We start from the raw sequence: 24,788 nt of genomic DNA on the forward strand, positions 1-24,788 counted from the left end.
CGTTTCCTGCGCGTCTCATCTCACCTCGGAGTGAACTCCTCGGAACTCACGTTCGCTGCGCTCACGTGAGCCTCGCGCGCGTCCGGCGGGCACTACCCGGGACCTGCGGTCCCGTGCGGTCACCCTCGCTCGCTGGCTCGCTCGCGTGACCGGAGGCCCGCCGCACGCCACCGCCCGCGAGGGTCACGGTTTCGTCTCCGCCGCTTCACTTCCGCCTCGCTTCCGTCCCCTTTATCCGACCCCCTCCCGGAGTTCCACCCGAAATGCCGGGCAACCCGAAGGGAGACCGCCGCGAGCGCGAACTCGTCAACCGGCTCGACGAGGCCGGCTTCGCGGTGATGCGCGCGCCCGCCAGCGGCTCCTCCACCGACCGCGAACTCCCGGACGTGCTGGCGGGCGACGGGATCGTCCTCTACGCGGTCGAGGCGAAGTCCTCCTCCGGAAAACCGATCTACCTCACCGGCGAGGAGGTCGAGGCGCTCATCTACTTCTCGCGGAACTTCGGGGCTAGCCCGAAGGTCGGCGTCCGCTTCGACCGCGAGGACTGGTACTTCTTCCACCCGAGCGAGCTCCACACGACCGACGGCGGCAACTACCGGGTGAAAAAGGAGTTCGCCGTCGGGTCGGGCGAGACCATCGGGGACCTGAAGGCCGCCGGCGAGGAGGCCGGGGGCGACAGCTCCGTGGCGGACGTGCTCAACGCCGTCGAACAGGGGGTCCTCTCGGTCGAGGAGGCCGAGGAGATGCTGGGGTAGCGAGCGCGAGGGGCAGCGATCGGCGGGGAACTCGACTCAGACCCCGACGACCGGCAGGTTCGGGGTCACGTCGGCCGGCACGCGCCGCAGCCGCGAGGCGGGGAACGAGTAGCGTCGCTGGCCGGCGACGTTCAGCCGCCCGTCCGCCGCCTCGGCGCGGCCGACGTAGACCGCCTCGACGACCGGTTCGTGGCCGCCGTACTCGCGGTTCGACTCGTAGTCCGCGATCAGGGTCCCGTCCTCCGTCTCGCGCTCGTCTGCCCGCTCGGTCGTGACGCGGGTGACGAGCAGCAGGCTCCCCGACTCGCGGTCCCGGACGAACTCCCCGCGTGCGGGCCGGTGGGCCCCGCAGAGGTAGCTCCCGGGTCCGACGGGGACGAAGATGGGGTCCCCGCAGACCGCGCAGACGCCGTCGCGCTCGCCGGGCGGGGGGACGAGCCCCTCGTTCACCTCCATCGCGACCCGGCGAAGGTGCTTGCAGCGGGCGTGCCGGATGGTGTGGTCCGGACACTCGCAGCTGCGGGCGTCCAGATCAACGACGTAGCTGTCGTGTTCGGTGTCGACCAGGTAGGTGTCGTCTCGGAGCGCCCGGACCGCCATCGGCTCGCGACGCGCTCGCCCAGCCCGGCCGGTGAGGCCGTCGTCGGGGAGCGTGCGACGGGCTGCGGACGCGGTTGTGTGTACGGAGTGCGTCATCCCGTGTTCGGCCGAACGTACGCGCTCGACGGACCTAAACCCTCGTTTCGGGTGCAACTCGGAGGGCTGTAACGGGCGCTGGCGAACGCGCTCGTCACGTACCCGCACCGGAAAGGATGGCCTCTACGCGGCGGCTTCGAAGCCCTTTTGCCGGGTCACGGGGAAGCCGGGGGCATGGAAATCGACGCGGAGATGCGCCGGAAGATCGCGGTCTCCGTCGGCGCGGTCGGCGTGTTCATCGCGCTCGTGGTCACGGTCGGGAGCCAGTACACCACCGACCACCACCTGACGGAGCCAGGCGGCTACGCGCTCGTCGGCATCGTCGCCCTGTTCGTCGTGCTGATGGCGCTCGTCGGCCTGTTCCTCGACCGTTCCTGACCTCGAACGCGCCGGTCCCGACCGGCCCCGATCACGGACCACGTTCGACCCCTTCTCGCCGTCGGCGCTCCGCCGGATTCGGCCCGGATCAGGCGTCCACGCTGGCGTCCGGGTTCGCGTCCGCCCCGCGGCGCCGTTCGCGCCAGTCGACGACCTCGTCGGCCTCCCGGAGCCGCCGGGCGTAGAACTCCAGCGGATGCGGGGCCTCCCGGCGGTGCTCCCCCTCGTTCTCGCAGACCCCGTAGGCGCCGAGCGTCTCGCAGGACGGCGGCGGGTACTGGGCCCCCGACTCGTCGCGGAGGGACGCGAACTCGGCGGCGACGTCGTCGGGCGCGAACCCGCCCTCCGTCAGCGTCACGACGCCCTCGACGTCGAGGTTCAGCCCCGCGAGGAACGACAGCAGGGCGAACCGCTCCTGGGGGTCGAACTCGTCGGCCTCCCCGGCGCGGGCGCGATCGAGCAGGCGGGCGAGACACGGCGGGAAGTGCTCGGGCGCGACGACGTCGAAGTCGGCGACGGTCGCGCGCTCGGCGAGCAGGTCGCGGAGGTCGGCGATCTCGTCCTCCAGCTCCGCGGCGAGGTCCCCGTCGACCCCCTCGAACGGGAGGCCGTCGGCGACGCGCGCCTCGACGGCCTCCCGGAGCACCCGGAACAGGCCCTCGCGGGGCACCCGGACCTCCCCGTCCGCCAGTTCGCGGTTGACCAGCCGCCACTCGTCGCCCCAGCGCGGGTCGACGTACTCCAGGTAGGCGCCGACGCCGAGGCGGAACCACTGTGGCTCGGGGGCGCCGGCGGGCGGGTTCTCCGGTCGGGTGCGGTCCGCGAGGTCGAACTCGCGGAACAGCGCGTCGAGGTCGACCCGGGAGGGGTCCGGCGGGCCCTCGCGGGCCACGTCGGCGGTGAACCGCTCGTGGGCGGTCAGCGCCTCCGCGCCGGCGTACTTCTCGACTGCGGCGGGCGAGTCGAGCAGCGAGACGAGGATGCGGGCGAGCGGGTACGAGAGCAGTTCCTCGCGGACCTCCCACTCGCGGGGGGTCTCGGAGGCGACGGTGCCCTCGACCAGCGCGCGTTCGACCCGCTCGCGGCCGCGCTCGACGGCCGGGTCGCGCTCGGCGACGAGCGTCGCGAGGTCCACGCCCGCCTCGCGGACCGCCTCGCGGGCGTTCGCGAAGAAGGGGTAGCGGGCGTACAGCGGGTCCATGCCTGGCCTCCCGGTTGCGAGCGCGTCGGGTTAAGCACGACGGTATGCTCGTTATAACCGGCTTACCTTCGGGCCCGTTTCGGTAGGGTCGGTTTTCGGATGCTCGACCGTCGAAGGCGCACGCAGTGGGTAGCCGAGCACGACGATCGCAGGCGGACGGTCCGAGGGGGTGCGGCGGGCGCACCGCGAGCGGCGCCGCAGGCGCCGGGAGCCGCGCCCGCCGGGGAGGCGTGGGGAGCCCCACCACGACGCTCGCCCGACCGTCCGCGGGGCGTTCACGCGAGCGGCGGATGGAGCGTAGCCGTCGGGGGCTTTCGAGCCGTTCTGACCGATTCCGTTGCGTCCGACGTCCACGATAGCGTCTCCCGCTCACGATCGAACGCCCACCCGACGAACCACGGAACCTAAGACCCGGTAGGTACTCCCTACCCACTGATGCCGCGGTTCGCGTACCCCTGTCCGGGCTGTCGCACCACCAACAGCCTGCACGACGCCGCCTGCGACTTCGAGGGGACCGCCTGGCACGCCGTCGAGAAGGCCTACACGGACCTGCTCGCGGTGCTCGTCCGCGAGACCGTCGACGAGGACGCCCTCCGCCACGCGGTCCACGGCGAGTGGTCGGGGCTGCACAACGCCGCGCTCGACCTGCTCGTCCGGGAGGGTCGGGTACGGGAGGCCGACGCGGGCCTCCGGCTACTGACCGCCGAGGAGTACCGCGAGGCCGTCTCCGAACCGACGACCGAGCCGATGGCGACCATCCACCGGCGGGGGAGCTACCCCGGCGCACACGACAACGCCGTCTTCGCGATGATCGCCTGGTACGAGATGGTCGGCCTGTCGTGGGAGGAGACCCGCCAGCACGCCGTCGAGTGGCTCCGCGAGTCGGGCACCTGGGCCCGCGGCGGCTTCGAGGAGGCCTCCCCCGAGGCGCTGGTCGACAAGAAGCGCCACGTGTACGAGGCAGGCTACGGCTGGAAGGAGAAGGCCCGCGCGGCCAAGCGCGTCATCGAGGCCCACCGGGGCTGAGACCGCTCCCCGCGACCGGGGCCGCTCCACAGCCGGGGCCGGCCCCCGCGACCGGGATCGTCCCTCGCGGTCGCCCGTCGGTCGACACACTGCTAAACCCCCGGCGACCGAACCCGGAGCCGTGTCGCTCACGCGTTCGGGCACCGTCGCCGACGCCGAGACGCCGCCGACCGGCTCCCGGCGTGCGGTCACGGTCGTCGTCGGCGTCGTCTTCCTCGACCTGCTCGGCTTCGGCGTCGTCATCCCCATCCTGCCGTTCTACGTGCGCTCGTTCGGCGTCAGCGACGTGTTCATCGGGCTGCTCGCGGCCTCCTACTCGCTCGCGCAGTTCCTCGCCGCCCCGACGCTCGGCCGCGTGTCCGACCGGTACGGCCGTCGGCCGGTCATCATGGCCTCCGTCGCCGCCGCCGCGGTCGCCTGGGCCGTCTTCGGCCTCGCCGCGGAGGTGGGGAACCTCGCGGGTACCGCCGCCGCGGTCGTCACGCTGTTCGCCTCCAGACTGCTCGCCGGCGCCGCCGGGGGGAACATCGCCGCCGCGCAGGCGTACGTCGCCGACGTGACGCCCGACGAGCGCCGCGCCGGCGCACTGGGCCTCGTCGGCGCCGCGTTCGCGCTCGGGTTCGTCTTCGGCCCGGCCATCGGCGGCCTCGCGGCGAGCGACGCGGTCGTCGCGGCCGCCGACGGCGCCCTCCCGGGGTTCGTCCCGACGACGCGCTTCTCGCTGCCGAGTTTCACGGCCGCCGGCCTGTCGCTGCTCGCGTTCGTCGCCGCCGCCCTCGTACTGGAGGAACCCGACGGGGTCGCCGGGGGGCGCCGCACCGCCGACGGCCGCCCCGCCGGCCGGACCTCGCTCGTCGGCCAGTTCCGCGCCGCGCTCGCGGACGGGACGCTCCGGCCGCTAGTGCTCGCCTTCTTCCTCGCGTCGGTCGCGTTCGCGGGCATCCAGGTGATGTTCATCCCGTTCGCGGCGGACTTCTACGGCTACGGCGCGACCGAGGCGGCGCTGTTTCTCACGTACATCGGCGTGCTCGGCACGGTGAACCAGGGCGTGCTCGTGGGGCGGCTGGAACGACGGTTCGGTGCGGCGCCGCTCGCGGTCGCGGGGGGCGTCTCGCTCGCGACCGCGCTGGCGCTGCTCCCGTTCACGCCGCAGGTCGGGGGACTCCTCCCGTCGCCCGGCGGTCCCGCCTGGCTCGACGGGCCGCTCCTCGCCCTGCTGGCCGACGGTGCGCTGCTCTCGTTCGGCAACGGCGCGCTCACGGTGTCGCTCACGACGCTCGTCTCGCGGGGCGCGAGCAGGGAGACGCAGGGCGCGGCGTTCGGCGTCACCCAGGGCGCGGGGAGCCTCGGGCGGACGGTCGGGCCGCCGCTCGCGGCCGCGGCGTACGTCGCCGCCTACTGGTCGCCGTTCGTCGCCGGGGCGGCGGTGTTGCTGCCGGCGCTCTGGCTGCTTCGGCGGTGACTGTGCGGTTTCTCCGGGTGGGTCACCTCACCACCCATTCCGCCACGTCCGGGCGAGGACCGCTCCGACCCCGACGAGCGCGCCGAGGGCGGCGACGACCAGTACCGGCCCGATTCCCAGTCCGGTGAACGCCGCCAGTCCGAGTCCGAGCGCTACACCCGTCACCGCGCTCGCGGCCGCGACCTGCATCGGGACGAGGGCGCCGAGCGCGACGAGCCCTGCTCCCGTCGCCCCGACCGTCCCGATCAGGACCGCGGCGTCGGTATCGGGGTAGTAGCCGGCGACGACGGGGACGAGCGGCAGCGCGGCCGCGGCGGCGACGGCGCCCGGCAGATGCTCCGCGTCGGCGCGGTACCCGGCCAGACCGACGAGCGCGACGATACCCCCGAGCAGCGTGAACAGCCCACGCTGTATCCAGCGTACGTCGATAGACCCACCGGCGGAGGTCGTCAGCTTGTAGCGCTCCCCACCCTTCTCGACGACGTACCAGCCCTCTCCCCAGGCGACGTGGTCGCTGTAGCGGAACTCGGGCGGGCGGTTCGCCTCGCCGATCACGGTTGCCCGGCCGTCGGGCGCCGCGAGCGCGGCGTCGACCGCGTTGCGGGCCTCCGGGGAGAGGTCGTCGTAGCGGTACGTCGGCGCATCCGACGGGACCTCGCCCGCCTCGACCGGTTCGACGGAGTGGTGGTACGCCGGCGGTTCGGCCGGGAGCGCGAGCAGGAACGGGTTCCCAAGGAGCGGGACCGCGACGAGGAGGGCGGCTCCCAGGGCGAGACGGCGGTCCATGGCGGTGCCTCCCGACCCGGCGGTAAGTGTTTTCAGGTCCGGCGGACCCGGGGACCGGCCTACCTGATCTCCGCGACCGCGTCCGGCACCTCCCCCGGCCCGTCGACGTGGACCGCGCGCCACCCTCGCTCGCGGGCCGCCGCCACGTCGGCGTCGCGGTCGTCGCCGACCATCGCGTACTCGTCGGCCGGGAGGAGCCTCTCCGCGTGGGCGAACGCCTCGGGGGCGGGCTTGTGCGCGCCGATCTCGTAACTCGTCACCGTCTCGTCGAAGTAGTCGGCGAGGTCGTTCGCCGCCAGTTTCCCGGCCTGCCAGTCGGCGAGGCCGTTCGTCAGCACGCCGAGCGAGACGTCCCCGTCCGCGGCGAGGTCCGCGAGCGCGTCGTGGAGCGCCCGGGGCGTCTCGGAAGCCTCGCACTCGGCCTCCCGGAGGGCGTCGACGAACGCGGCCGCGTCCACGCGGATTCCCGTCGTCACGACGGCGCGCTCGACGCCGGCGCGGAACGGGTCCGGGTGGTAGTTCCGGAACGCGTCGAAGAACCGCTCGTCGTACGCCTCGAGGAACGGGCCGCCCGGGTCGACGCCCGTCTCCCTGCAGGCGCGCTCGAGGACGGCGCCGTAGTCGTCGATGGCGAGGAGGGTCCCGTCGAGGTCGAACCAGACGGCGAGGCCTGTCATACTGTGCGGGGTACCGGGGCGGTGAAATACGTTGTGGGGGGTGCGTTGGCGAGGAGCGCGGCGTGGCTCGACCGGGGACCGTGCGGGACGCGGTTACCGGGGCGGGTGGGGTCGGGACCGGGGCGGAACGCCGTCGGCGGTCACGGTCGCCGCGGACGGCGGCTCAGTCGCTCTGGATGCGCGGCGCGAGCATGTACGTCGTGTGGCCCATCCCCTCGGCGAACTCGTAGTGGAGCTTCACGGGGAACTCCTCGCCGAGTTCGATGCGGACCTCCGCGTCCGCCGGGATGGCCTTGTTCATGTCCTTCAGGTAGTCGAGCGAGAACAGCGAGTCGGCCGGGCCGGCCTGCAGGTCGATGAGGTCCTCGCGGGGGAGCTTCAGGTCGACGTCGTCGGTGTCGCCCTCCGCCTCGATGACGAACGCCTCCTCGCCCTCGTCGACGCGCAGGCGGATGTGATCCGACACCATGTCGGCGGCCGTGATGCCGCGGTTGAGCTGGGCGCCCTCCAGGACGATCTCCGAGGCCAGATCGAGGTCCGGGATGTCCGGCTCCTGGCGGATGGAGTCCGGGTCGATGAGCGCGAGCGTGTAGCTCAGCCCCTCGATCTCGATGTGGAGCTTGCGCGTCTCCTCGTCGAGTTCGAGGTGGACGAGGTCCCCCGAGTTGGCCATGCCGGCGATGTCCTCCAGCCGGTTGAGGTTCACGCCGATGACGCCGCCGTCGGCCTCGTAGGACTCGAACGCGGCGGCCTCGAGCGAGAGGTCGACCATGCCGACGTTCGCCGGGTCGACGGCCCGGATGGCGAGCTCGTCGTCGTTCAGCCGGATCTTGCACTCGTCGACCAGCACGCTCACCGAATCGAGTGCGTCCCGGAGGGTCGACGCGCTCACGATCGCCTTGAACATATACGGGCCGCTACGGTTGACCCCCTCAAAATACCCGCGGTTCACCGCCCCGAGTGCGCCCCCGTCGGCCCGAATCGGGCGTGATCTCGGACCGGCCGGCGCGGTCCGACGGGCGGTCCCCCGCCCCTCGAACCCGGCGGCTCAGTTCGGCCGCCCGTCCGTGCTCGCGAACAGGTAGTAGAGCGCGAGGAACGGCAGCACCGGCAGGAGCAGGAACGCCGACCCGGCGGCGACGATCCAGCCCGCGGCGCCCATGTGCGGGACGCGGGTGGGTCCGTGGTTCGGTCCGAGCGAGTGGGTGGAGTCGTCGGCCATGAGCGCGGATTTCGGGCGGGGCGGCTTGAACGCCTCGAAAGCGGCTCGCGGACGAGCCAGTCCCCGACCGGACGGCCGTCGGTCCCCGTACGGCCGGCGGAACGAACCGCATAACCGCCTCGGGCCGCTACGTGAGGGAAATGGGTCGCAAGGACGAGTACTACAACAAGGCGAAACAGCAGGGCTACCGGGCCCGCTCCGCCTACAAGCTCCAGCAACTGGACGACGAGGCGGACCTCCTCTCGCCGGGCGACACGGTCGTCGACCTCGGGGCCGCGCCCGGCGGGTGGCTCCAGGTCGCCGCCGAGCGCGTCGGGGACGGCGGGCGCGTCGTCGGCGTCGACCTCCAGGCCATCGACGACCTGGAGTCACACGTCGTCGAGACGGTCCGCGGCGACATGACCGAGGACAGGACCCGCTACTACCTCCGGAAGGCGCTCGGCGCCGGGGAGGACGAGCGCGTCGTCGACGTCGTCGTCTCCGACATGGCGCCGAACATGTCCGGCGAGTACTCGCTGGACCACGCCCGCTCCATCCACCTCGCCCGGCAGGCGTTCGACACGGCGCTCGAGTTCCTGAAGCCGGGCGGCGACTTCGTCGTGAAGGTGTTCGACGGCCCCGACCTCGCCGACTTCCGGGCGGACGTCGGGGAGGAGTTCCAGTACGTCCGGGCGTACACGCCCGAGGCGAGCAGGAAGCAGTCCTCCGAGCGCTACCTCATCGCGAAGGGCCGAACCGACGTCCCCGTCACGGCGGGCGAGGAGGTCGAACTCGAGATCGTCGACGTCGGCGACGAGGGCGACGGCATCGCCCGGATCGACGGGTTCACCGTGTTCGTGAGCGGCGCCGAGGAGGGCGAGACCGTTCGCGTGAGGATCGGCGACGTGAAGCCGCGGTTCGCGTTCGCGGAGCGGCTCGCGGACTGACGCTCCCGCGGTCGGGATCGACCTCCGATACGGTTCGAAGCGCAACGACCGGACGGTCGAGTCCCGTGTTCGTCACGGACGTCGCTCGCACGCGTGTCGGGCGACCCGACCTGAGACGTACACGGCGGCAGGTGGTAACTACCGCTAATTGCGTCCTCCACGAATCCGAACGTCCCGGGAGGGAGTGACCCACCATGGCAGAAGCATATAAACTCGATTGCGAGGCGGCGGAGGCCGATTGCCGGTTCATCGTCCAATCGGAAAACGAGGAGGAAGCGTTCGACCTGGCCAGAAAGCACATGAGCGAGGTTCACGGGAAGGACTACACGGACGACGAACTTCGGGCTGACCACCTACAAACCGTATAACGACCGGCCGGTCTCAGTCCGATAACTCCCCTTCCGTTTCGGCCGGAGGGGCGACCGAGCCGATCACCGTTCGACGACTTCGACGACGCCGACGCGTTCCGTTCCGCCGTCAGTCCGCGACGGACGGGCGGGCGGCGGCGTCGCGGGACCGGACCGCCCCCACGACGGCGTAGACGAACGGCGTGTCGAGCACGGCGATGAGCAGCTTCAGGGCGTACTGGCCGACGATCAGCGCGGCGACGCTCGGCCCCGCGGCGGCCGCGAGCGGGAGGCCGAGCTGGGTGCCGATTCCGAGCCGTGGCAGGACGTAGAACGCGACGCCGACGAACAGCACGGTGTCGACGAACTGGCTCGTCGCCGTCGAGCCGACGTTGCGCAGCCAGAGGTGGTCCCCGCCCGTCGCCTCGCGGATGCGGTGGAACGCGACGACGTCCCAGTTCTGGCTCACCAGGTACGCGAGGAGGCTGCCGGCGACGATGTTGCCGCTGGCGCCGAGCACCGTCGCGAACGTCGAGGCGAACTCGGGGTCGGCCGCGGGCGCGGCGATGGTGCTCCACACGAGCGCCAGCACGAGGAAGTTCAGCAGGAACGCGACGTTGACCATCTCCTGGGCCGCGCGCCGGCCGTACAGCTCCGCGTAGCAGTCCGACGCGAAGAACGTCAGCGCGTACGCCAGCGCCGCCCCTGGGAGCGTCAGCGTCGCGCCCGCGAACGGGAGCGCGAACGGGATGGAAATGGCGAGCAGCTTCGCCGCCGTGAGCTGTGCGACCACCAGCGCCGTCACGAACAGTCCGACGAGCGCGAGGCGGTCGACGGGGAGCGGGTCCGGCCGGTCACTCATCCTCGTCCTCCAGCCGCCCGTGGCGCTCGTCGATGTCGTCGAGCACGTCCAGCGTCTTGCGGATGGACGCCCGGACGGCGTCGCTCCGGTTCACGAACTTCCCGTCGTCGCCGACGTGCTCGTCGAGGTCGGCGAGCAGCTCGCCGGGGATCTCGACGCTTATTTTGGGCATACTCGAGGATTCCTCTGGGATTATTTGAAGGCTCTCATCGGGGCGCGGTCGAACGCGCCGCCCCTCGAAACCCGTAACCTGACGACGGGCGCCGTCGCGGACGACGCTCGCCGCCGCCGCGACCCCTCCCGCCGAACCTTTCTTGTCCGCTCCACGCACAGGGTCGTCCATGTACCACGTACTGCTGCCCGTCGACGCCGACGGCACGCACGTCGACCGACAGCTCGAGGCGACGCTGGACCTGCCGCGGCCCGTCGAGGTGACGCTGCTGCACGTCCACGAGGAGATCGACGCGCCGGCCGGCGAGGGGGGTCACACGTACGTCGACGACGTGAACGAGTCGCTGGAGGAGATCCAGGGGTCCCCCGAGACGCTCGACCGGGCGGCCGCGGAGCTCGAGGACGCGGACGTCGCCGTCGACGTCCGGCGGGTCGTGGGCGACCCCGCCGACTCGATCATGGCGATCGCCGACGAGGTCGACGCCGACGCGATCGCGCTCGCGGGTCGGAAGCGCTCGCCCGTCGGGAAGGCGCTGTTCGGCAGCGTCACCCAGTCGGTCATCCTCGAGGGCGACAGGACGGTGCTCGTCGCGCCCTGAGCGGACCGACTGGCGACGGGTGAATCGGGGACGAGCGAGCTGAACGACGATCGACCGGAGCGGCGACCCGAGCGCGACACCATGACCGACGACACCGAACACGACGGCGGGACCGACCCGGAAGACGACGGCACGGGCTCGCGGGACGCCGGGGCCGAGGCCGAAGCCGGAGCCGGGACCCCCGAGAACGGCGGACGACGGCTCGTCGAGGGCTGGCACGGCCGCTACTACGAGGACTTCGCGGTGGGGGACGTGTACAAGCACCCCTACGGACGCACGGTGACCGAGACGGACAACGTCTGGTTCACGAACGTGACGATGAACGTGAACCCGATGCACTTCAACGAGGCGTACGCCGCCGGAACCGAGTTCGGGGAGCGCCTCGTCGACGGCACGTTCGTCATCGCGCTCGCGGTGGGGATGAGCGTCGTCGACGTCTCGGTCAACGCCACCGCGAACCTCGGCTACGACGAGGTGCGCCACCACGCGCCCGTCTTCCACGGCGACACGCTCTTCGCCGAGAGCGAGGTGCTCTCGAAACGGGAGAGCGAGTCGCGCGAGCACGTCGGCATCGTGGAGACGGAGCTCCGCGCGTACAACGACGGGGGGACGAAGGTGCTCTCGCTGAAGCGCACGCCGATGGTCCTGAAGCGGTCGTACGCCGACCCCTCGGCGGCCCGGCCGCCGGGGTGGCCGGAGGGTGTCGGGACCCAGCCCGACGATCCGGCGGGCGAAGCAGCCGGGGAGGACGACGGGTAACCGCCCGGACGTGGGCGTCGACCCGAGCGATCGCCGGACCGACTCGAGTGACCGCCGGACCGATCCGAGTGACCGCTCCGTCGCGCCGACCCTACCGCGTCGCGCCGACCGTCGGCTTGGCGAGGTCCCGCCGGCCGCCGAGGGTGAGCACGAACAGGACGCCGAGGCCGACGCCGTAGGCCGCCATCAGCGGCACCGTCACGAGGAACATCGTGATGACGTCGGCCGGGGTGAAAAGCGCCGCGAACAGCATGATGGCGATGGTCGCCTCCCGCCAGCGATCCCGCATCGCGCGGTAGGAGACGCCCGCCGAGTTGAGAAGCACCATCAGGACGGGCACGTCCGCGAGGATGCCGATGCCGACCGTCGTGAAGATGACGAGCCAGAAGAAGTCGCTGATGCGGTAGCTGATGACCATCCCCGCCCGGAGCGCGTCGCCGACGAGCCAGGAGATGACCGCCGGCGCGATTGTCGTGTAGCCGAGCACGAGGCCGCCGAGCAGCCCCGCGACCAGCGCCGCGACCCAGCCGAAGATGACCTGCCGGCGCCCGCGGACGAACCCGCGCTCGCGGAGCGCGGGCCAGGCGTAGTAGGCCGCGAACGGGAGCACGGCGGCGACGCCGACCATCGTGGAGAACTTCACCTCGAAGATGAGCGCCTCGACCGGGTGGAGCACGATGACGCCGAAGTTCGCGGCGCCCTCCCCGACCACCTCCTCCGGGAGACGGTTCACGAAGTTCTCGCGGACGTCGCCGATGCCGCCGGAGTAGAGCCACGCGAAGACGCTCACCATCGTGACGAGGAACACGAAGACCAGCCGGAACGCCCGCGAGCGGAGCGAGTTGGCGATGAACGCGAGGTCGTCGTAGTAGCCGCCGATGTCGTCCTCGTCCGACTCCCCGTCGGTCAGCCCCTCGAGGAGCGTCCCGCCCGCGCGGGAGGTCCGATCGTTGAAGTCGTCGGCCGTGCCGGGGACCGACGGCCCGCCCCCGCCGGCGCCCGTCCCGGCCGCCTCGCGGGCCGCCTGCGCGTCGTCGAAGCGGTCCAGGATGACGCGCGCCTTCTCGTCGTCGCCCTCCTCGGCGGCGACGCTGGCGAGGAAGTTCGCCCGCCGCTCCGAGACGCCGAGGAACGTCGCGTCGGGCGCACGCCGGACCTCGTCGGCCGTGAGCGCCTCGAGGTCCACGGCCTCGGGGTCGGTGCCGGCGGCGTACGCGAAGTAGAGCGCGAGCACGGCGCCCAGCAGGAGCGCGAGCAGCAGCCCCGCGGCGGCGAACAGGCCGAGAGCGGCCTGGCCGGCGACGGGAAGCCCGGCCGTCAACTCGGCCGCGGAGGTGCCGTACTCCGTGAGGATCCCGTCCGCCAGTTCGGGCCGTTCGAGCAGGACGTAGCCCGCCGCGAACACCAACCCGCCGATGCCGAGCAGGACGTTCCACAGCGCGCCGAACCGGGTCCGCCAGTCGACGAACCCCGCGCCGCGACGGACGGCCCCGATCACGCCGACGCCGGGCGCGAGGAGGTCGCACACCGGGGCGGTCGATTCTGCCGCGCCGGCCTCGCCCGCCGTCCCGCCGGCCTGCGCCGCCGCGCCGCCGGCACCGCCGGCGCCGCCCGCTCCGGCCTCCTCGGCCTCGTCGAACCGGTCGAGGATCGCCCGCGCCTTCTCCGGGTCGTCCGCGTCCATCGCGTCCGACGCCGCGGCGAGCGCCTCATCCTCGGTCAGGCCGTCGAACGCCTCCGGGGGCGCGGCGCGGACGCCCGCGGCGTCGAGCCCCCCGAGGTCGATGCTCGCCGGGTCGCCCACCCCGCTCCCCCCGACGTCGAGGGCGGCGTCCAGTTCACGGTAGACGTAGTACGCGAGCGCGGCGGTCGCGGCGAGCAGGCCGACGCCGACCGCGGCCGCGACCGTTCCCGGTTCGGTCAGCGGCAGCATCCGGGTGTCGGTCACCCCGGCGACGGCGGCGTTGACGGCCGCCGGCCCGCCGCGGGAGTAGAAGAGGTAGACGGCGGCCGCGGCGAGGACGCCGACCCCGACGAGGCCGTTCCAGTGTCTGCGGGCGGTCGCGGGGAGCTCGACCCGCTCGCTCCCGCGCCTGGCGGTGACGACCACCTTCGCGAGGTAGAGGGAGGCGCCGTACAGCACGAGCAGCGGCACGGCCCACATGATCTGTGTGAACGGGTCCGGCGGGGAGAAGAACGCCCCGAACACGAAGATGAGCACGACCGCGTGGCGCCACTTGTCGCGGAACGTCTCGTACGGGACGATCTCGGCGTACGACAGCGCCGTCATGGCGAGGGGCATCTGGGCGGCGAAGCCGAACGAGAAGGTGAGAAGCAGGATGAACTCGGCCCACTTCACGATCGAGTAGGTCGGCGAGATGCCCGCCGAGAGGGCGTTGTTCGCGAGGAAAGCGAACATAAACGGGAAGAAGACGAGGTAGCCGTACAGCACGCCGCCGACGAACAGGCCGGCCGCGAGCAGGCCGATGACGACCAGCTTCCAGCGCGGGACGGGCGTCTGGGGCCACAGCCCCCGCTCGCGGAGCGGTTCGCGCGCGAAGTAGAGGAACGGCGGGATCGCGACCAGGATGCCGACCGCGAGCCCGAACTTCGCCTGGAGGAGGATGACGTCGAAGGGCGTCTGGGCGATGATCTCCACCTCCTGGGCGGTGAGCGAATCGAGTCGGGCCCTGGTCACCCGCTTGAGGAAGTCCCAGACCCACAGCCGCAGGGCGTAGAACGTCCCGAGGAACCCGACGAGGAAGACGACGAACACCTTCTGGAGGTCCTTCTGGGCGGACCGGAGCATGGCGCGGGCCGTGTCCTGGCCCGCAGCCAGCGCCTGCTGGGTGTCCTCGTCGAGTGCGCTCGACATACGGGAAGGGAGCCCCCTCGCGGTTATCAACCTTTTCACACCGCGACCTTTTACGCTGCGCTCGCTCGCCTTCGGCTCACGTGCTCGGTAAAAGCTCGACCAAAAGCACTCCTCTCCCCTCACTCGCTCCGCTCGTTCAGGTCCCTCGTCGGCCCGCCCGCTCGCTCGGCGCGGCTTCGCCGCGCCTCCCTCCCTCGCGGCGGGTGAACTGGTGCTCCCGGCGGTTTCTCTGCCGCCATTCCGGCTGCGTTTCGGGGGTGGCGTCGTCCCGGCGGGAACTCGACTCGTCGCCCCGACGGGAACCGGCGGGTGTCGCCGTCGACCGGCAGACGGGGGCGCGGCCGCGGCGAGCGAATCGGAAAAGGCCTATAACTGACCGCGGATGTAGGACGGGTAGATGACCGAGGACGCGGAGACGCCGGCGGAGCCGACGCGCAGCGACGGCGCCGACGAGTCCGCGTCCGGACCGGACGACGACCCCGACGACCCCGACGCCGCGGCGAACGGCGCCGGGGAGGTCGACTCGGAGCGGGCGGACGAGTCCGACGACGCGGCCGAGTCGGGGAGCGACGGCGAACCGGAGGGCGTCACGGAGTCGGACGGCGACGCCGAGGGAACCGGGGACGCGAAACCGGACGAGCGAGGCGGTGCGGACGGGGCGGACGACGGGAACGATGCGGACGAGGCCGGCCGTATCGAGGCTGTCGATCCGCCGGGTGACCCGGAGAACGACCTCCCCGAGGGGTCCTACGTCGGTCCGGAGGAGTCGGACGACGTGGAAGGTACCCGGGCGGAGGCGGCCGACGTGGCCGACGCGGACGGCGTGGAAGCGGGCGAGGTGGACGCGGACGAGGAGGAGCTGACGGCCGCGGAGAAGGGCATGCAGACCGTCGAGAACGTCGGAAGCGCGTTCGCCGGCGGGGGCGAGGGCCCCGAGTCGGACATGGAGATGCCCCTCACCGAGCACATCGAGGAGATGATGCGCCGGCTGGCGGCCGTCTTCGCGGTCGCGGGGGTCGTCTCCGGGGCCGTGCTGTTCGCGGGGAGCGTCTCGCCGGCAGTGCCGAGCGCCGCGGAGCTCATCCGCTACTTCTGGGACTTCCACGTCGGCCTGCCGGCCACGCCCGGCGGACCCGGAGGCCACTCGCCGTACGTGTACGGTCCGCTGGAGTACCTCCTGACGAAGCTGAAGGTGGTCGCGCTCGCGGGTCTGCTCGCGGGGCTCCCGATGTTCGTCTTCCAGACGTACGGCTTCATGCGCCCGGGACTGTACCCCCACGAGCGCCGGTACTACATCGCGGCCATCCCCACGAGCCTGGTGCTCGGAATCGTCGGCGCGGCGTTCGCCCACTTCGCCGTGCTCCCGTTCATCTTCGACTACTTCATCAGCTACACCGTCGGGACCGCGGAGCTCCGCTTCGGGCTGAAGGAGACGTTCAACCTCATCCTCATCATGATGGGCTACTTCGCCATCGTGTTCCAGATCCCGCTTTTCATCCAGCTGGCCATCATGATGGGCGTCGTCACCCGGCAGTGGCTGGAGGACCGCAGGCTCATCTTCTGGGGCGCGTTCCTCGGGCTGGCGCTCACGTTCATCACCGTGGACCCGACGGGCTTCGCGCCCATCATCGTCGTCGCGACGATGATCGTGCTGTTCGAGGGGACGCTGGCGCTGCTGCGCTGGACCGGGAACTAAAGGCCCGGCTCGGGTCGTTTCGAGGGTGACGAACGGACGACGAGTTCGACGCCCTCGGGTGAACTACCACAAGGCATTTTATCGGCGTAATCAACGTCGAAGTCATGCAGCCCTCCAGACGCAGCGTGCTGGGATCGCTCGGCAGTTCCGCCCTCGTCGGCATCGCGGGCTGTACGAGCGGGACCGCCACGAGCGGTACGCCGACCGACGGGTATCGGCGGGTCGACGAGAGCGATGGGGCGGGCGTAGTGGCCCGATTGCACGGCCCCGACGGGGCACAACTCCTGTTCGACGAGCGGGACCTCCGCGAGGTCGGGCCGGTCGAGGAGCTGAACGGCTCCCACTCGATCCGGACCCGACTCACCGACGAGGGGGCGTCGTCCGTCGTCGAGACCGTTCGCCGGGCCGGCGTCGACGGGGATCCCCACGCGTTCGAGATCTCCGTCGAGTTCGACGGCGAGGACCTGAACCGCTTCGGAATCACGGCCGGCCTCGCGGAAGCGATCGCGGAGGGCGACTGGGACGGTGAGTTCCTGCTGCTGTTCGACGGGCGCGACCGTGCCGCCGAGGTCCGGCGGGCGCTCGTCGGGACGCCAACCGAGTAACCCGACGGGTCGGTCCCGCGTCCGGCGACACGAACGCCCACAGTCGCGCGGTCCGCTCCGCCAAGCGGACGGCACGACCACGCGTTACTTGGACGGCCGTCACGTCCGCTCGACTCGCCGGAATCCGAAGAAGAACTACTTCGACTCGCCCAGTCCCGCCACGTGGGAGGCCGTGACCTCCACGTCGTCGGGGAGCCGGTCGATGCAGTCGTAACAGAGGAAGTGCTCGGAGCCGTCGGCCAGTTCCAGCGTCAGGCCGTCGGTGCTCCCCGTCTCGAACGACCAGAGGTCGCCGATGCCGCCGCCGAGCCGCACCCGCCGGCCGCAGCCGTCACAGGCCTGTTTCGCCATACCCCCACTCGGGCCAGGTGGTACAAAAGCGCCCGGCAAGCTTCTTGCACGTCCGGCCCCCATCTCTCCCGGAACGTGGACCTGAACTGCGAGGGCTGTGCGGGTTGTTGCGTGGACTGGCGCCCGCTGGGGGGTGCTCCGGACCACGAGCGCAGCGGCCGCTACCGCGCGCTCGACGACACGTACAACCTCGTCCCGCTCACCCGCGACGAGGTCCGGGAGTTCCTCGAGGCCGGCTACGGCGACGCGCTCGTCCCGCGGCTGTTCGCCGCCGAGGACCCCGACCGCGCCGTCACGATCGACGGCCACGACGTCGCGGCGATGGGCGACCGCCCGCTGTTCCTCGTCGGCCTCCGCAAGCCCCCCAAGCCCGTCGCGCCGTTCGGGAGCGACCCGGTCTGGCTCGACGCCTGCGCCTTCCTCGACCCCGAGACGCTGCAGTGTCGCATCCACGGGGAGGAGCTCTACCCGCGGACGTGCGCGACCTACCCCGGGTTGAACCTCGAACTCGACAGGGAGACCGAGTGCGAGCGCGTCGAACGTGCCCACGGCGAACCCGGCGAGCGGCTGCGCGACCGCTCGGTCCCGGAGGACCTCCCGCCGCCGGCCTTCGGCCCCCAGGCGCTCGGCTCGACCGTGTTCGCCTACCCCGATCCGGGAACCCTCGAGGGCGTGATCGCCCGACTCGCGGCCGGGGAGTCGACCCGGGAGGACCGCGTCCTGTTCGTCGGCGCCGCCGCCGGCTCGGCGCCGGGGATGCCCGAGGTGAACGGGGACCTGGCCGAGGAGGCCCGAGAACTGGCGCTCGAAGCCGACTCGTGGATCGGACGGGCGGCCGAGGGCTGGGCCCGCGCGGCGGAGGACGCCGGCGGGCCGGGCGCTCCCGCGACCGACGCCCCCGCCCACGGGGACGTCGAGGAGGCCCGCGGCGCCCCCGAGACGCCGGGCTGGGACGCCCTGCGCGAGGAGGAGCCCTGAGGCGGCGGAGTTCGCGGTCGTCCCCGCCGCGTCGGCCGCTTCCCGGGGCGAGCGGGCCCGATCACCCTTCTCCCGTCGTCCCGTCTCAACGTACCAAGGATTAATTCGGGTGCCCCCGTGGACCGGGTATGCGCGTCCTCGTCACCGGCGCGACCGGCTTCGTCGGGAGCCGCCTCGTGCCGGCACTGCTCGCCGCGGGCCACCAGGTCACGACGCTCGTCCGCGACGCCGACGGCTACGACGCCCCCGAGGGCGTCCGGGTCCTCGAGGGGGACCTGCTCGAACCCAACTCGTTCCGGCTCGTCGCCGGCCCGGGGGAGACGCCCGGCCAACCCCTCGACCGCATCCTCGAGGCGCTCGACGTCGACGCGGCCTACTACCTCGTCCACTCGATGCGCGCGGGGGAGGGCTTCGCCGAGCGCGACCGGGAGGCGGCCAGGACCTTCCGGGACGCGGCGGGAGCGGCCGGCGTCGACCGCGTCGTCTACCTCGGCGGCCTCGGCGAGGAGGGCGAGGAGCTCTCGGAACACCTCGCCTCCCGCCGCGAGGTCGAGACGGTGCTCGCGGAGGGCGAGTACGAGCTCACGACGCTCCGGACCGGCGTCATCATCGGCGACGGGAGCGCCAGCTTCGAGATGGTCCGCCAGCTCGCCGAGCGGCTCCCGCTGATGATCGCCCCGAGGTGGGTCCGGACCGAGTGCCAGCCGATCGCGGTCGAGGACGTCATCGCGTACCTCGTCGGCGTGCTCGACGCACCGGAGACCGCGGGCGACACGTTCGAGATCGGCGGCCCCGAGGTCGTCACCTACCGGGAGCTGCTCGCCCGCACGCGCCGTGAACTCGGCGGCCGGCTGTACGTGCTCACGGTGCCGGTCCTGACCCCGCGGCTCTCCTCGCGCTGGGTCACGCTCATCACGGACGTCGACCCGGCCGTCGTCAGGCCGCTCGTCGACGGCCTGCGGAACCCGGTCGTCGTCACCGACGAGGCAATCCGCGAGCACGTGTCCGTCCCGCTGACGCCGCTCGACGAGGCGCTGGATCGGGCGCTCGGGCGGGATGAGGACGGAGCCGACGGGGCGACCGGCGACGACCCGGCGGGCGAGGAGGTGGCCGGCGACGGGTCGACCGCGGACGGGGCGGACGAACCGAAAACGGAGCGGGACGGTGGGGCGGTCGACCCGGGTGACGCTGCGCCGTGAGCCGCGGTTCGGACCCGACCGACCCCGTGTTCGCGGAGGCCTGGACCTACGAGAGCATCGTGAGCGCGCTGCCGGGAACGAAGTTCTCGATGGGGACGGCGGTCGCCCTCCAGGTCGCCATCTTCGAGGGAGGGCTCCTCGTCCTCGCGGCGGCCTACGACCTGTGGAACGCGGTGCCGGCGGGCACGGCGGCCGTCGTCGTCGCCGCGGCCGGGAGCTACCTCATGACGAGCATCGCGGCCTCGAACCGGACGGTCGTCATGCCGGACCGCTACTACCGCCTGCTGTTCGGCTCCAGCATCGAGGTCGTGCTCGCCGTGCTCGCCTTCTCCGCGCTCGTCACCCACCTGTTCGTGTTCGATCCGCTCCACGCGGGGACGGAACTGCCCGCCGCCCGGTTGCTCCCGTTCGCGGTCGACCCGGCGCCGACGCCGCTGGTGACGACGCTGTTCGGGACCGAGCCGCCCGTCCCGGCCGTGTTCTTCGCGCTGCTGGTGCTGTGGGACCTCTGTTACCGCATCGGCACGTCGTGGTGGGCCGCGGTCGTCTCGATCTACCGGGAGCTGCGGCTCGGGCCGACCGGCGAGTCCGCCGTCACCTTCCGTCGGATCGAGTGGTTCAACGTCGCCTTCGCGGTCGTACAGCTCGCGCTGGTGCCGGTCGTGCTCGACCGGCCGGTTCTGCTGCTCGTCGTGTCCGGACACGTCCTCGCAGTAACGACGGCGTCGGTGACCGCGATCGCGCTCTCGATCCGTCGGGAGCGCTGACTCACTCGCCCTTCATCTTCTGGAACTGGTCGAGAAGCGCCTCCGCGGACTCGCCGGAGTCGTAGGAGAGTTCGCCGCGATACTCGCTGCGTTCCTCCGCGAACTCGGTGTCCACTTGCGCTTTCTGCTCGCGCCGTTCGTGTTCGTCCTCGTCGTAGGCACCCATCGACATGGTACGCCAACACTTAGCAATATCCGTATATGAATGTAACGGTCTTTCACGTGCGGATCCGACCCGAATGAATCGTCGTCCGAAGCGGACGCCGAGCCGACGAGGCGGAGGGTTGAAACCGGATGCCCGCGGATTGGGGACCGTGGCACGCCCCCTCCGGTTCAGGTACGCCCCCGGCTCCTGGTCGCGCTCGCGCGTCGAGTCGGACGTGTACCGGCCGCTCGACTCCAACCTGGGGGCGACGATGCGCGATCCGTGGTTCAAACCGCCCGGCGGCTACGAGGCGGTCCGGCTCGACATGGACGACGGGAGCCTCGCGCTGCTCTGCTGGACCGACGACGACGAGGGGCCGGCGGGCGTCGGCGGGGGCGGGCCGGGTGCCTACTGGCTCGGCAACACGGAGACGCCCTCGAGCCTGTGGCGCACCGAGAAGTACGCCTTCGAGGCGGCCCCGTACCCGGTCCGGCGCTGGGCCGAGCGGGAACTGCTCGCCGGCCTCCACGACGAGGAGCCGTGGCTGGCCGACTACCCGCACGTCTCGTGGTTCTTCCTCACCGTGTTCTGCTCCAAGGACGGCGCCGGGACGACCCGGCGGTTCTTCCGGGACCACGCCGCGGGCTTCCCGGACGCGACCCGGGAGGAGGCGCTCGCCTTCTACGAGGAGTTCCTGCACACGGGCGTGCTCGACCCGTACCGCGAGGAGATGGCGAGCAAGCTCGGCACCTCGGAGTACTTCGACGAGACGCGGATGACCGCGACGATGGGCGAGTTCGACGTGGCCCGCCTGCTGACGCTGGCGGGCTACGAGATCGTCCCCGAGATCGAGGTGACGACCGACCACGTCATCGACTACCGGGCCGAACGGCCGGACGGCACCTCGACGCTCGTGGAGGTGACCCGGCCGGTCGCGCCGAACCGCCGGAGCACGAGCAACCCCGCGGCCGCGGTCCGCGACACCGTGGAGACGAAGACCTCGGGCCAGCTGGAGGAGCACGGCGGCGGCGTCACGCTGTTCGTCGACTGCTCGTCGTTCCCGGACGACGACTGGGCGACGGTCCGGGGCGAACGCCCCGACGTCGGCCACCGGCCGGCGGTCGTGTTCCGGAGCCGCCCCGACGGCCGGACGGAGGCCTACGTCAAGGGGAGCGTCCCGCTGGAGCTCGACGAGGCGGTCGAGTGGGTGTAGCGGCGGCGATCGACCGCCGGTCGACGTGCGAACCGGCCGGCGTGAGCGCTTTCGCGGGGACGTAACGAACCCGTCATCGACGCGGAGGCTTCCGCCCGCGACGTCGACCGGGGCGCCCGACAAAGCCGTTCTTACCCGGTTCTAGGATCGCCCCCGGCGCGGCGGTGGTGTCGGCTAACAAACCGACTGCCCGTCCTCCACCCACCCTACCGACTCGCCGGGACGGGAGGACGCCGCTCGACGGTCGACGGACCGCGCGGGTGCCGCCGGCGTCGAGTCCGGGAACCGACCCCCTTCCGTTCGACCGACCCCACCCATGTCCGAACTCCACGCCGAAACGTACCGACGGATCGACGACGTGAACGGGAACCAGTGGAACAACGTCGTCTCGCAGTCGAAACTGGGGTCGCTGTACAACCGACACGAGTGGATGCGGGCGATCGAATCGGGGTACGACTTCGAGCCGAGACACGTCGTCGTGGAGAAGAAGGGCAACCCCGTGGCGATCATGCCCAACTTCGTCCGGGAGCTCCCGGTCCCGGATTCGATCACGCACGCGCTCCTCGGCGGACTCCCGTTCGAGAGCCTCACGTCGACGTACCCGGGGTACGGGGGGCCGCTGATCCTCTCGGACGAGCGCGAGGCGCTGGACCTGCTGTTCGAGGAACTCGAGTCCTCGCGGGGGCCGACCCTCGTCTACCACCGGATCCAGTCGAACGACCTATCGCACGTCCGGTACGGTCGCTACCTCCAGGACCGCGGGTACCAGCCGCGGTTCGACAGCTGTCTGTTCTTCGTGAACCTGGGGGACGGCTGGGAGTCGATCCGGGACGACATGGACAAGGAGCGTCGCAAGGACCTCAGGAAGGCCGAGGAGCAGGACTACACGGTCGACGTCGCGCCCCTCGCGGACGACTTCGACGGGACGTACGACGCGTACGCGCGCAACACCGAGCGGGTCGGCGGGACCGTGCGGCCCCGGGCGTTCATCGAGTCGCTCGCCGACGCGTTCGGCGAGCAGATCCTGGTGTTCACCGCGCGCGTCGACGGCCGGGAGGTCGGCCGCTACGTCCACCTGCTCGACGAGGAGGCGTCCGTGCTCCGCCACTGGCTCTCGGCGATCCCCGAGCGGGAGAACTACCGATATCGGCCGTCGGAACTCCTCCACGCGCGCGCCATCAGGTTCGGCATCGAGGAGGGGTACGACGAGTACGGGTTCGGGGTGGCCGACGCCCACTTCCACGACGGCGTCTTCCGGTTCAAGCGGAAGTACGGCGCCCGTCCGGTTCCGATGTTCAGGATGGAGAAGGGGTACTCGCGCGTCGTCTGGCCGCTGTACAGGCTCGGCCGGCGGCTGGTCCGGCGGCGGGGGATCTGAGCGCCGCTCCGGGACCGGTCCGGAAAACGGACGCGGCGGGTCGCGGCGTGGCAGACGGCGCCGCGGCCCCGGTGCCGCGGATGCTAGAACGAGACCGGATCCGGGCCGTCCTCGCCGACGGTCGGCGCGTCGCGGTCGCTGTAGTACCGGCGGCCGACCGCCTCGTGGCCGACCCCGGACTGGAGCGCCTCGTACGCCTCGGTCGGGGAGGAGAACGTCTCCGCTCCCATCCGGGCGAGCACCGCGCCGAGCGACTCCGAACCGTCCTGGAGTTCGATCCGGACGTCGCCGTACGCGTCGATGAGTTCGCCGCTCGTCGCGGGGTACTCGTGGCCGTTCAGGAGTTCTCCGGTGCCGTTCAGGCGCATCGGGTGGAGGGAGCGGACGGAGGAACATAACGATTGTCCATGTACGACCTTGGAGTGGTCCGAAGTCCTTAATGTTCCTTAATACACACGCCGTGACACGGCCGCGTCGGGCGTGGAGGCCGAGCGGAGATCGGGAGGGGAGTCGACACGGGACGAGGGGGCAGCACGGGACGGCGGACTACGGGGCGGGATGACGGACGGGAGCGAGGCGGAGGACGGAACGACGGACGGGAGCGAAGCGGGGGCGAAACGTGCCCCGGTTCGATCCGGCCATCGGAAGCGCTTTTCGGCGGCGCGGCAAGCCCCGGTATGGTCGTCGCGGACCTCCACGCACACACGACGGTTTCGGACGGGACGCTGACGCTCTCGACGCTCCCCGCGGCCGCGCGGGCGGCGGGCGTCGAGGTCGTCGCGGTCACCGACCACGACCGGTTCCACCCGGGGCTGGACGACCCGGTCGCGGAACTGGACGGGGTCACCGTGGTCCGCGGCATCGAACTCCGGGTCGACGCCGGCTTCGAGCGGGTCGACCTGCTCGGCTACGGCCTGACCGAGACGGCGGCGCTCCGCGCGGAGTGTGAACGCCTCCAGCGCGACCGGGCCGAGCGCGGCCGCAGGATCGTCGAGCGCGTCGAGGCGGAGACGGGCGTCGACCTGGGCCTCGAACCGCGTCCGGGGCTGGGGCGACCCCACATCGCACGCGCCGTCGCGGAGAGCGACGCGGGCTACGACTACGAGGGCGCCTTCGAGCACCTCATCGGGGACGGCGGCCCCTGCTTCGTCGCGCGGGAGGTCACGTCGTTCGACCGGGGCGTCGACCTGCTCTCGGAGGCGTGTTCGGTCGTGGGGCTGGCCCACCCGTTCCGGTACGCCGATCCGGACGCGGCGCTCGACCTCTGTTCGGAACTGGACGCGGTCGAGCGCTTCTACCCCTACGGGAACCGGGGGACCGACGACCCCGAACGCGTCGAGGCCGCCGCAGCCGAGCACGACCTGCTGCTCACGGGCGGGAGCGACGCCCACGGCGAGGAACTCGGCGTCGCCGGCCTCGACCGGCCGGCGTGGGAGCGGGTCCGAAGCCGGCTGCCGGGGGCCTGAAGCCGGCCGAACGAGCATCCGGGGTCGGCCGTCGCAAGCGCGCCCTTAACTACGATGAGGCACCACCATCGAGTATGCAGTGTCACTACTGCGATCGCGAGGCCGCCTACGCCGCCGAACGGGACGGACTGCGAGTGGGTCTCTGCGAGCGCCACTTCCGCGACCGCGTCGAGGAACTCGCCGACAGCGAGGGGCTCGAGGCGCTCCGCGAGCAGGTGGACGTGACCCAGACGGAGCGGGAGTAGCCC

At 71.7% G+C, this 24,788-nt stretch carries 29 protein-coding genes; 17 read left to right on the plus strand and 12 right to left on the minus strand.

Annotation, left to right across the window (positions count from 1 at the left end; genetic code table 11):
* The first annotated feature begins 263 nt into the window (after window positions 1–263).
* Window positions 264–755, plus strand: a complete 492-nt coding sequence (hjc, locus tag HUG12_RS04210) for a Holliday junction resolvase Hjc (protein WP_179267564.1) — start codon at window positions 264–266, stop codon at window positions 753–755.
* 36 nt (window positions 756–791) lie between these two features.
* Here the strand turns inward: hjc and HUG12_RS04215 are convergent, their stop codons facing one another.
* Entirely contained in the window at window positions 792–1,451 is a 660-nt protein-coding gene (locus HUG12_RS04215; protein ID WP_179267565.1) for an SWIM zinc finger family protein, read from the minus strand.
* A 174-nt stretch (window positions 1,452–1,625) separates the two neighbouring features.
* Between HUG12_RS04215 and HUG12_RS04220 the strand changes: the two genes are divergently transcribed.
* The gene (locus HUG12_RS04220; RefSeq protein WP_179267566.1) at window positions 1,626–1,829 is read left to right on the plus strand and encodes a DUF7472 family protein; all 204 of its coding nucleotides are present in this window, start codon (window positions 1,626–1,628) and stop codon (window positions 1,827–1,829) included.
* An 88-nt stretch (window positions 1,830–1,917) separates the two neighbouring features.
* Here the strand turns inward: HUG12_RS04220 and HUG12_RS04225 are convergent, their stop codons facing one another.
* Window positions 1,918–3,030 (minus strand): DNA primase, encoded by a 1,113-nt coding sequence (locus tag HUG12_RS04225; RefSeq protein WP_179267567.1) that lies wholly within the window; start codon window positions 3,028–3,030, stop codon window positions 1,918–1,920.
* A gap of 435 nt (window positions 3,031–3,465) precedes the next feature.
* On the opposite strand from HUG12_RS04225, the gene HUG12_RS04230 reads away from it, so the two are divergent.
* Entirely contained in the window at window positions 3,466–4,056 is a 591-nt protein-coding gene (locus tag HUG12_RS04230) for a DUF7474 family protein (protein ID WP_179267568.1), read from the plus strand.
* A gap of 121 nt (window positions 4,057–4,177) precedes the next feature.
* A complete protein-coding gene (locus tag HUG12_RS04235) occupies window positions 4,178–5,518 on the plus strand; it encodes an MFS transporter (protein WP_179267569.1) in 1,341 nt (446 codons plus the stop codon).
* Between the two features lie 27 nt (window positions 5,519–5,545).
* On the opposite strand, the gene HUG12_RS04240 is transcribed toward HUG12_RS04235, so the two are convergent.
* The 4 genes from HUG12_RS04240 to HUG12_RS04255 all read right to left on the minus strand — a co-directional run bounded on the left by HUG12_RS04240 (window position 5,546) and on the right by HUG12_RS04255 (window position 8,203).
* Complete coding sequence (locus HUG12_RS04240) at window positions 5,546–6,304, minus strand: hypothetical protein (RefSeq protein ID WP_179267570.1); 759 nt, start codon at window positions 6,302–6,304, stop codon at window positions 5,546–5,548.
* A gap of 59 nt (window positions 6,305–6,363) precedes the next feature.
* The gene (locus tag HUG12_RS04245; protein ID WP_179267571.1) at window positions 6,364–6,981 is read right to left on the minus strand and encodes an HAD family hydrolase; all 618 of its coding nucleotides are present in this window, start codon (window positions 6,979–6,981) and stop codon (window positions 6,364–6,366) included.
* A gap of 163 nt (window positions 6,982–7,144) precedes the next feature.
* A complete protein-coding gene (locus HUG12_RS04250) occupies window positions 7,145–7,888 on the minus strand; it encodes a DNA polymerase sliding clamp (RefSeq protein WP_179267572.1) in 744 nt (247 codons plus the stop codon).
* A 141-nt stretch (window positions 7,889–8,029) separates the two neighbouring features.
* On the minus strand, window positions 8,030–8,203 hold the full coding sequence (locus HUG12_RS04255) for a hypothetical protein (protein ID WP_179267573.1): 174 nt from the start codon (window positions 8,201–8,203) through the stop codon (window positions 8,030–8,032).
* Window positions 8,204–8,343: 140 nt separating this feature from the next.
* Between HUG12_RS04255 and HUG12_RS04260 the strand changes: the two genes are divergently transcribed.
* Both HUG12_RS04260 and HUG12_RS04265 read left to right on the plus strand, forming a co-directional pair.
* Window positions 8,344–9,129 (plus strand): 23S rRNA (uridine(2552)-2'-O)-methyltransferase, encoded by a 786-nt coding sequence (locus HUG12_RS04260; RefSeq protein ID WP_179267574.1) that lies wholly within the window; start codon window positions 8,344–8,346, stop codon window positions 9,127–9,129.
* A gap of 194 nt (window positions 9,130–9,323) precedes the next feature.
* A complete protein-coding gene (locus tag HUG12_RS04265) occupies window positions 9,324–9,497 on the plus strand; it encodes a DUF1059 domain-containing protein (protein ID WP_179267575.1) in 174 nt (57 codons plus the stop codon).
* A gap of 109 nt (window positions 9,498–9,606) precedes the next feature.
* Here the strand turns inward: HUG12_RS04265 and HUG12_RS04270 are convergent, their stop codons facing one another.
* Both HUG12_RS04270 and HUG12_RS04275 read right to left on the minus strand, forming a co-directional pair.
* Window positions 9,607–10,338 carry a queuosine precursor transporter gene (locus tag HUG12_RS04270; RefSeq protein ID WP_179267576.1) on the minus strand — a complete coding sequence of 244 codons (732 nt, stop codon included), beginning with the start codon at window positions 10,336–10,338 and terminating at the stop codon, window positions 9,607–9,609.
* Window positions 10,331–10,510, minus strand: coding sequence for a ribbon-helix-helix domain-containing protein (locus tag HUG12_RS04275; RefSeq protein WP_179267577.1), 180 nt, complete (start codon window positions 10,508–10,510; stop codon window positions 10,331–10,333). Before HUG12_RS04275 ends, HUG12_RS04270 begins: the two co-directional genes overlap by 8 nt.
* Before the next feature lie 169 nt (window positions 10,511–10,679).
* Here HUG12_RS04275 and HUG12_RS04280 point away from each other — a divergent pair, with 169 nt between their 5' ends.
* Window positions 10,680–11,108 (plus strand): universal stress protein, encoded by a 429-nt coding sequence (locus tag HUG12_RS04280; protein ID WP_179267578.1) that lies wholly within the window; start codon window positions 10,680–10,682, stop codon window positions 11,106–11,108.
* Window positions 11,109–11,189: 81 nt separating this feature from the next.
* The gene (locus HUG12_RS04285) at window positions 11,190–11,867 is read left to right on the plus strand and encodes a MaoC family dehydratase (RefSeq protein ID WP_179267579.1); all 678 of its coding nucleotides are present in this window, start codon (window positions 11,190–11,192) and stop codon (window positions 11,865–11,867) included.
* 91 nt (window positions 11,868–11,958) lie between these two features.
* On the opposite strand, the gene HUG12_RS22100 is transcribed toward HUG12_RS04285, so the two are convergent.
* Entirely contained in the window at window positions 11,959–14,742 is a 2,784-nt protein-coding gene (locus HUG12_RS22100; protein WP_179267580.1) for a twin-arginine translocase subunit TatC, read from the minus strand.
* Between the two features lie 397 nt (window positions 14,743–15,139).
* Between HUG12_RS22100 and HUG12_RS04295 the strand changes: the two genes are divergently transcribed.
* Both HUG12_RS04295 and HUG12_RS04300 read left to right on the plus strand, forming a co-directional pair.
* Entirely contained in the window at window positions 15,140–16,438 is a 1,299-nt protein-coding gene (locus HUG12_RS04295) for a twin-arginine translocase subunit TatC (protein ID WP_179267581.1), read from the plus strand.
* Window positions 16,439–16,542: 104 nt separating this feature from the next.
* Entirely contained in the window at window positions 16,543–17,043 is a 501-nt protein-coding gene (locus tag HUG12_RS04300) for a hypothetical protein (protein WP_179267582.1), read from the plus strand.
* A 135-nt stretch (window positions 17,044–17,178) separates the two neighbouring features.
* Here HUG12_RS04300 and HUG12_RS04305 read toward each other — a convergent pair whose 3' ends face one another.
* Complete coding sequence (locus tag HUG12_RS04305; protein ID WP_179267583.1) at window positions 17,179–17,394, minus strand: DUF7561 family protein; 216 nt, start codon at window positions 17,392–17,394, stop codon at window positions 17,179–17,181.
* 75 nt (window positions 17,395–17,469) lie between these two features.
* Here HUG12_RS04305 and HUG12_RS04310 point away from each other — a divergent pair, with 75 nt between their 5' ends.
* The 3 genes from HUG12_RS04310 (at window position 17,470) to HUG12_RS04320 (ending at window position 20,338) form a co-directional block, all read left to right on the plus strand.
* Window positions 17,470–18,372 carry a YkgJ family cysteine cluster protein gene (locus tag HUG12_RS04310; RefSeq protein WP_179267584.1) on the plus strand — a complete coding sequence of 301 codons (903 nt, stop codon included), beginning with the start codon at window positions 17,470–17,472 and terminating at the stop codon, window positions 18,370–18,372.
* A gap of 128 nt (window positions 18,373–18,500) precedes the next feature.
* Entirely contained in the window at window positions 18,501–19,571 is a 1,071-nt protein-coding gene (locus HUG12_RS04315; protein ID WP_179267585.1) for an NAD(P)H-binding protein, read from the plus strand.
* Entirely contained in the window at window positions 19,568–20,338 is a 771-nt protein-coding gene (locus HUG12_RS04320; RefSeq protein WP_179267586.1) for a DUF7530 family protein, read from the plus strand. The genes HUG12_RS04315 and HUG12_RS04320 overlap by 4 nt, the downstream gene beginning before the upstream one ends.
* A 1-nt stretch (window position 20,339) precedes the next feature.
* On the opposite strand, the gene HUG12_RS04325 is transcribed toward HUG12_RS04320, so the two are convergent.
* Window positions 20,340–20,510: a DUF5786 family protein gene (locus HUG12_RS04325; RefSeq protein WP_345776998.1), complete on the minus strand. Its 171-nt coding sequence runs from the start codon at window positions 20,508–20,510 to the stop codon at window positions 20,340–20,342.
* Between the two features lie 142 nt (window positions 20,511–20,652).
* Here HUG12_RS04325 and HUG12_RS04330 point away from each other — a divergent pair, with 142 nt between their 5' ends.
* Both HUG12_RS04330 and HUG12_RS04335 read left to right on the plus strand, forming a co-directional pair.
* Window positions 20,653–21,696: a DUF5784 family protein gene (locus tag HUG12_RS04330; RefSeq protein ID WP_179267587.1), complete on the plus strand. Its 1,044-nt coding sequence runs from the start codon at window positions 20,653–20,655 to the stop codon at window positions 21,694–21,696.
* Window positions 21,697–22,012: 316 nt separating this feature from the next.
* Window positions 22,013–23,074: a GNAT family N-acetyltransferase gene (locus tag HUG12_RS04335; RefSeq protein WP_179267588.1), complete on the plus strand. Its 1,062-nt coding sequence runs from the start codon at window positions 22,013–22,015 to the stop codon at window positions 23,072–23,074.
* An 83-nt stretch (window positions 23,075–23,157) separates the two neighbouring features.
* Here HUG12_RS04335 and HUG12_RS04340 read toward each other — a convergent pair whose 3' ends face one another.
* Entirely contained in the window at window positions 23,158–23,442 is a 285-nt protein-coding gene (locus tag HUG12_RS04340; protein WP_179267589.1) for a DUF5789 family protein, read from the minus strand.
* Window positions 23,443–23,751: 309 nt separating this feature from the next.
* Here HUG12_RS04340 and HUG12_RS04345 point away from each other — a divergent pair, with 309 nt between their 5' ends.
* Complete coding sequence (locus tag HUG12_RS04345) at window positions 23,752–24,540, plus strand: PHP domain-containing protein (RefSeq protein WP_179267590.1); 789 nt, start codon at window positions 23,752–23,754, stop codon at window positions 24,538–24,540.
* A gap of 74 nt (window positions 24,541–24,614) precedes the next feature.
* Window positions 24,615–24,785, plus strand: coding sequence for a DUF6757 family protein (locus tag HUG12_RS04350; protein ID WP_179267591.1), 171 nt, complete (start codon window positions 24,615–24,617; stop codon window positions 24,783–24,785).
* The last annotated feature ends 3 nt before the right edge of the window (window positions 24,786–24,788 follow it).

This window comes from Halorarum salinum, from assembly GCF_013402875.1.
GTDB classification, from domain to species: Archaea; Halobacteriota; Halobacteria; order Halobacteriales; family Haloferacaceae; genus Halorarum; species Halorarum salinum.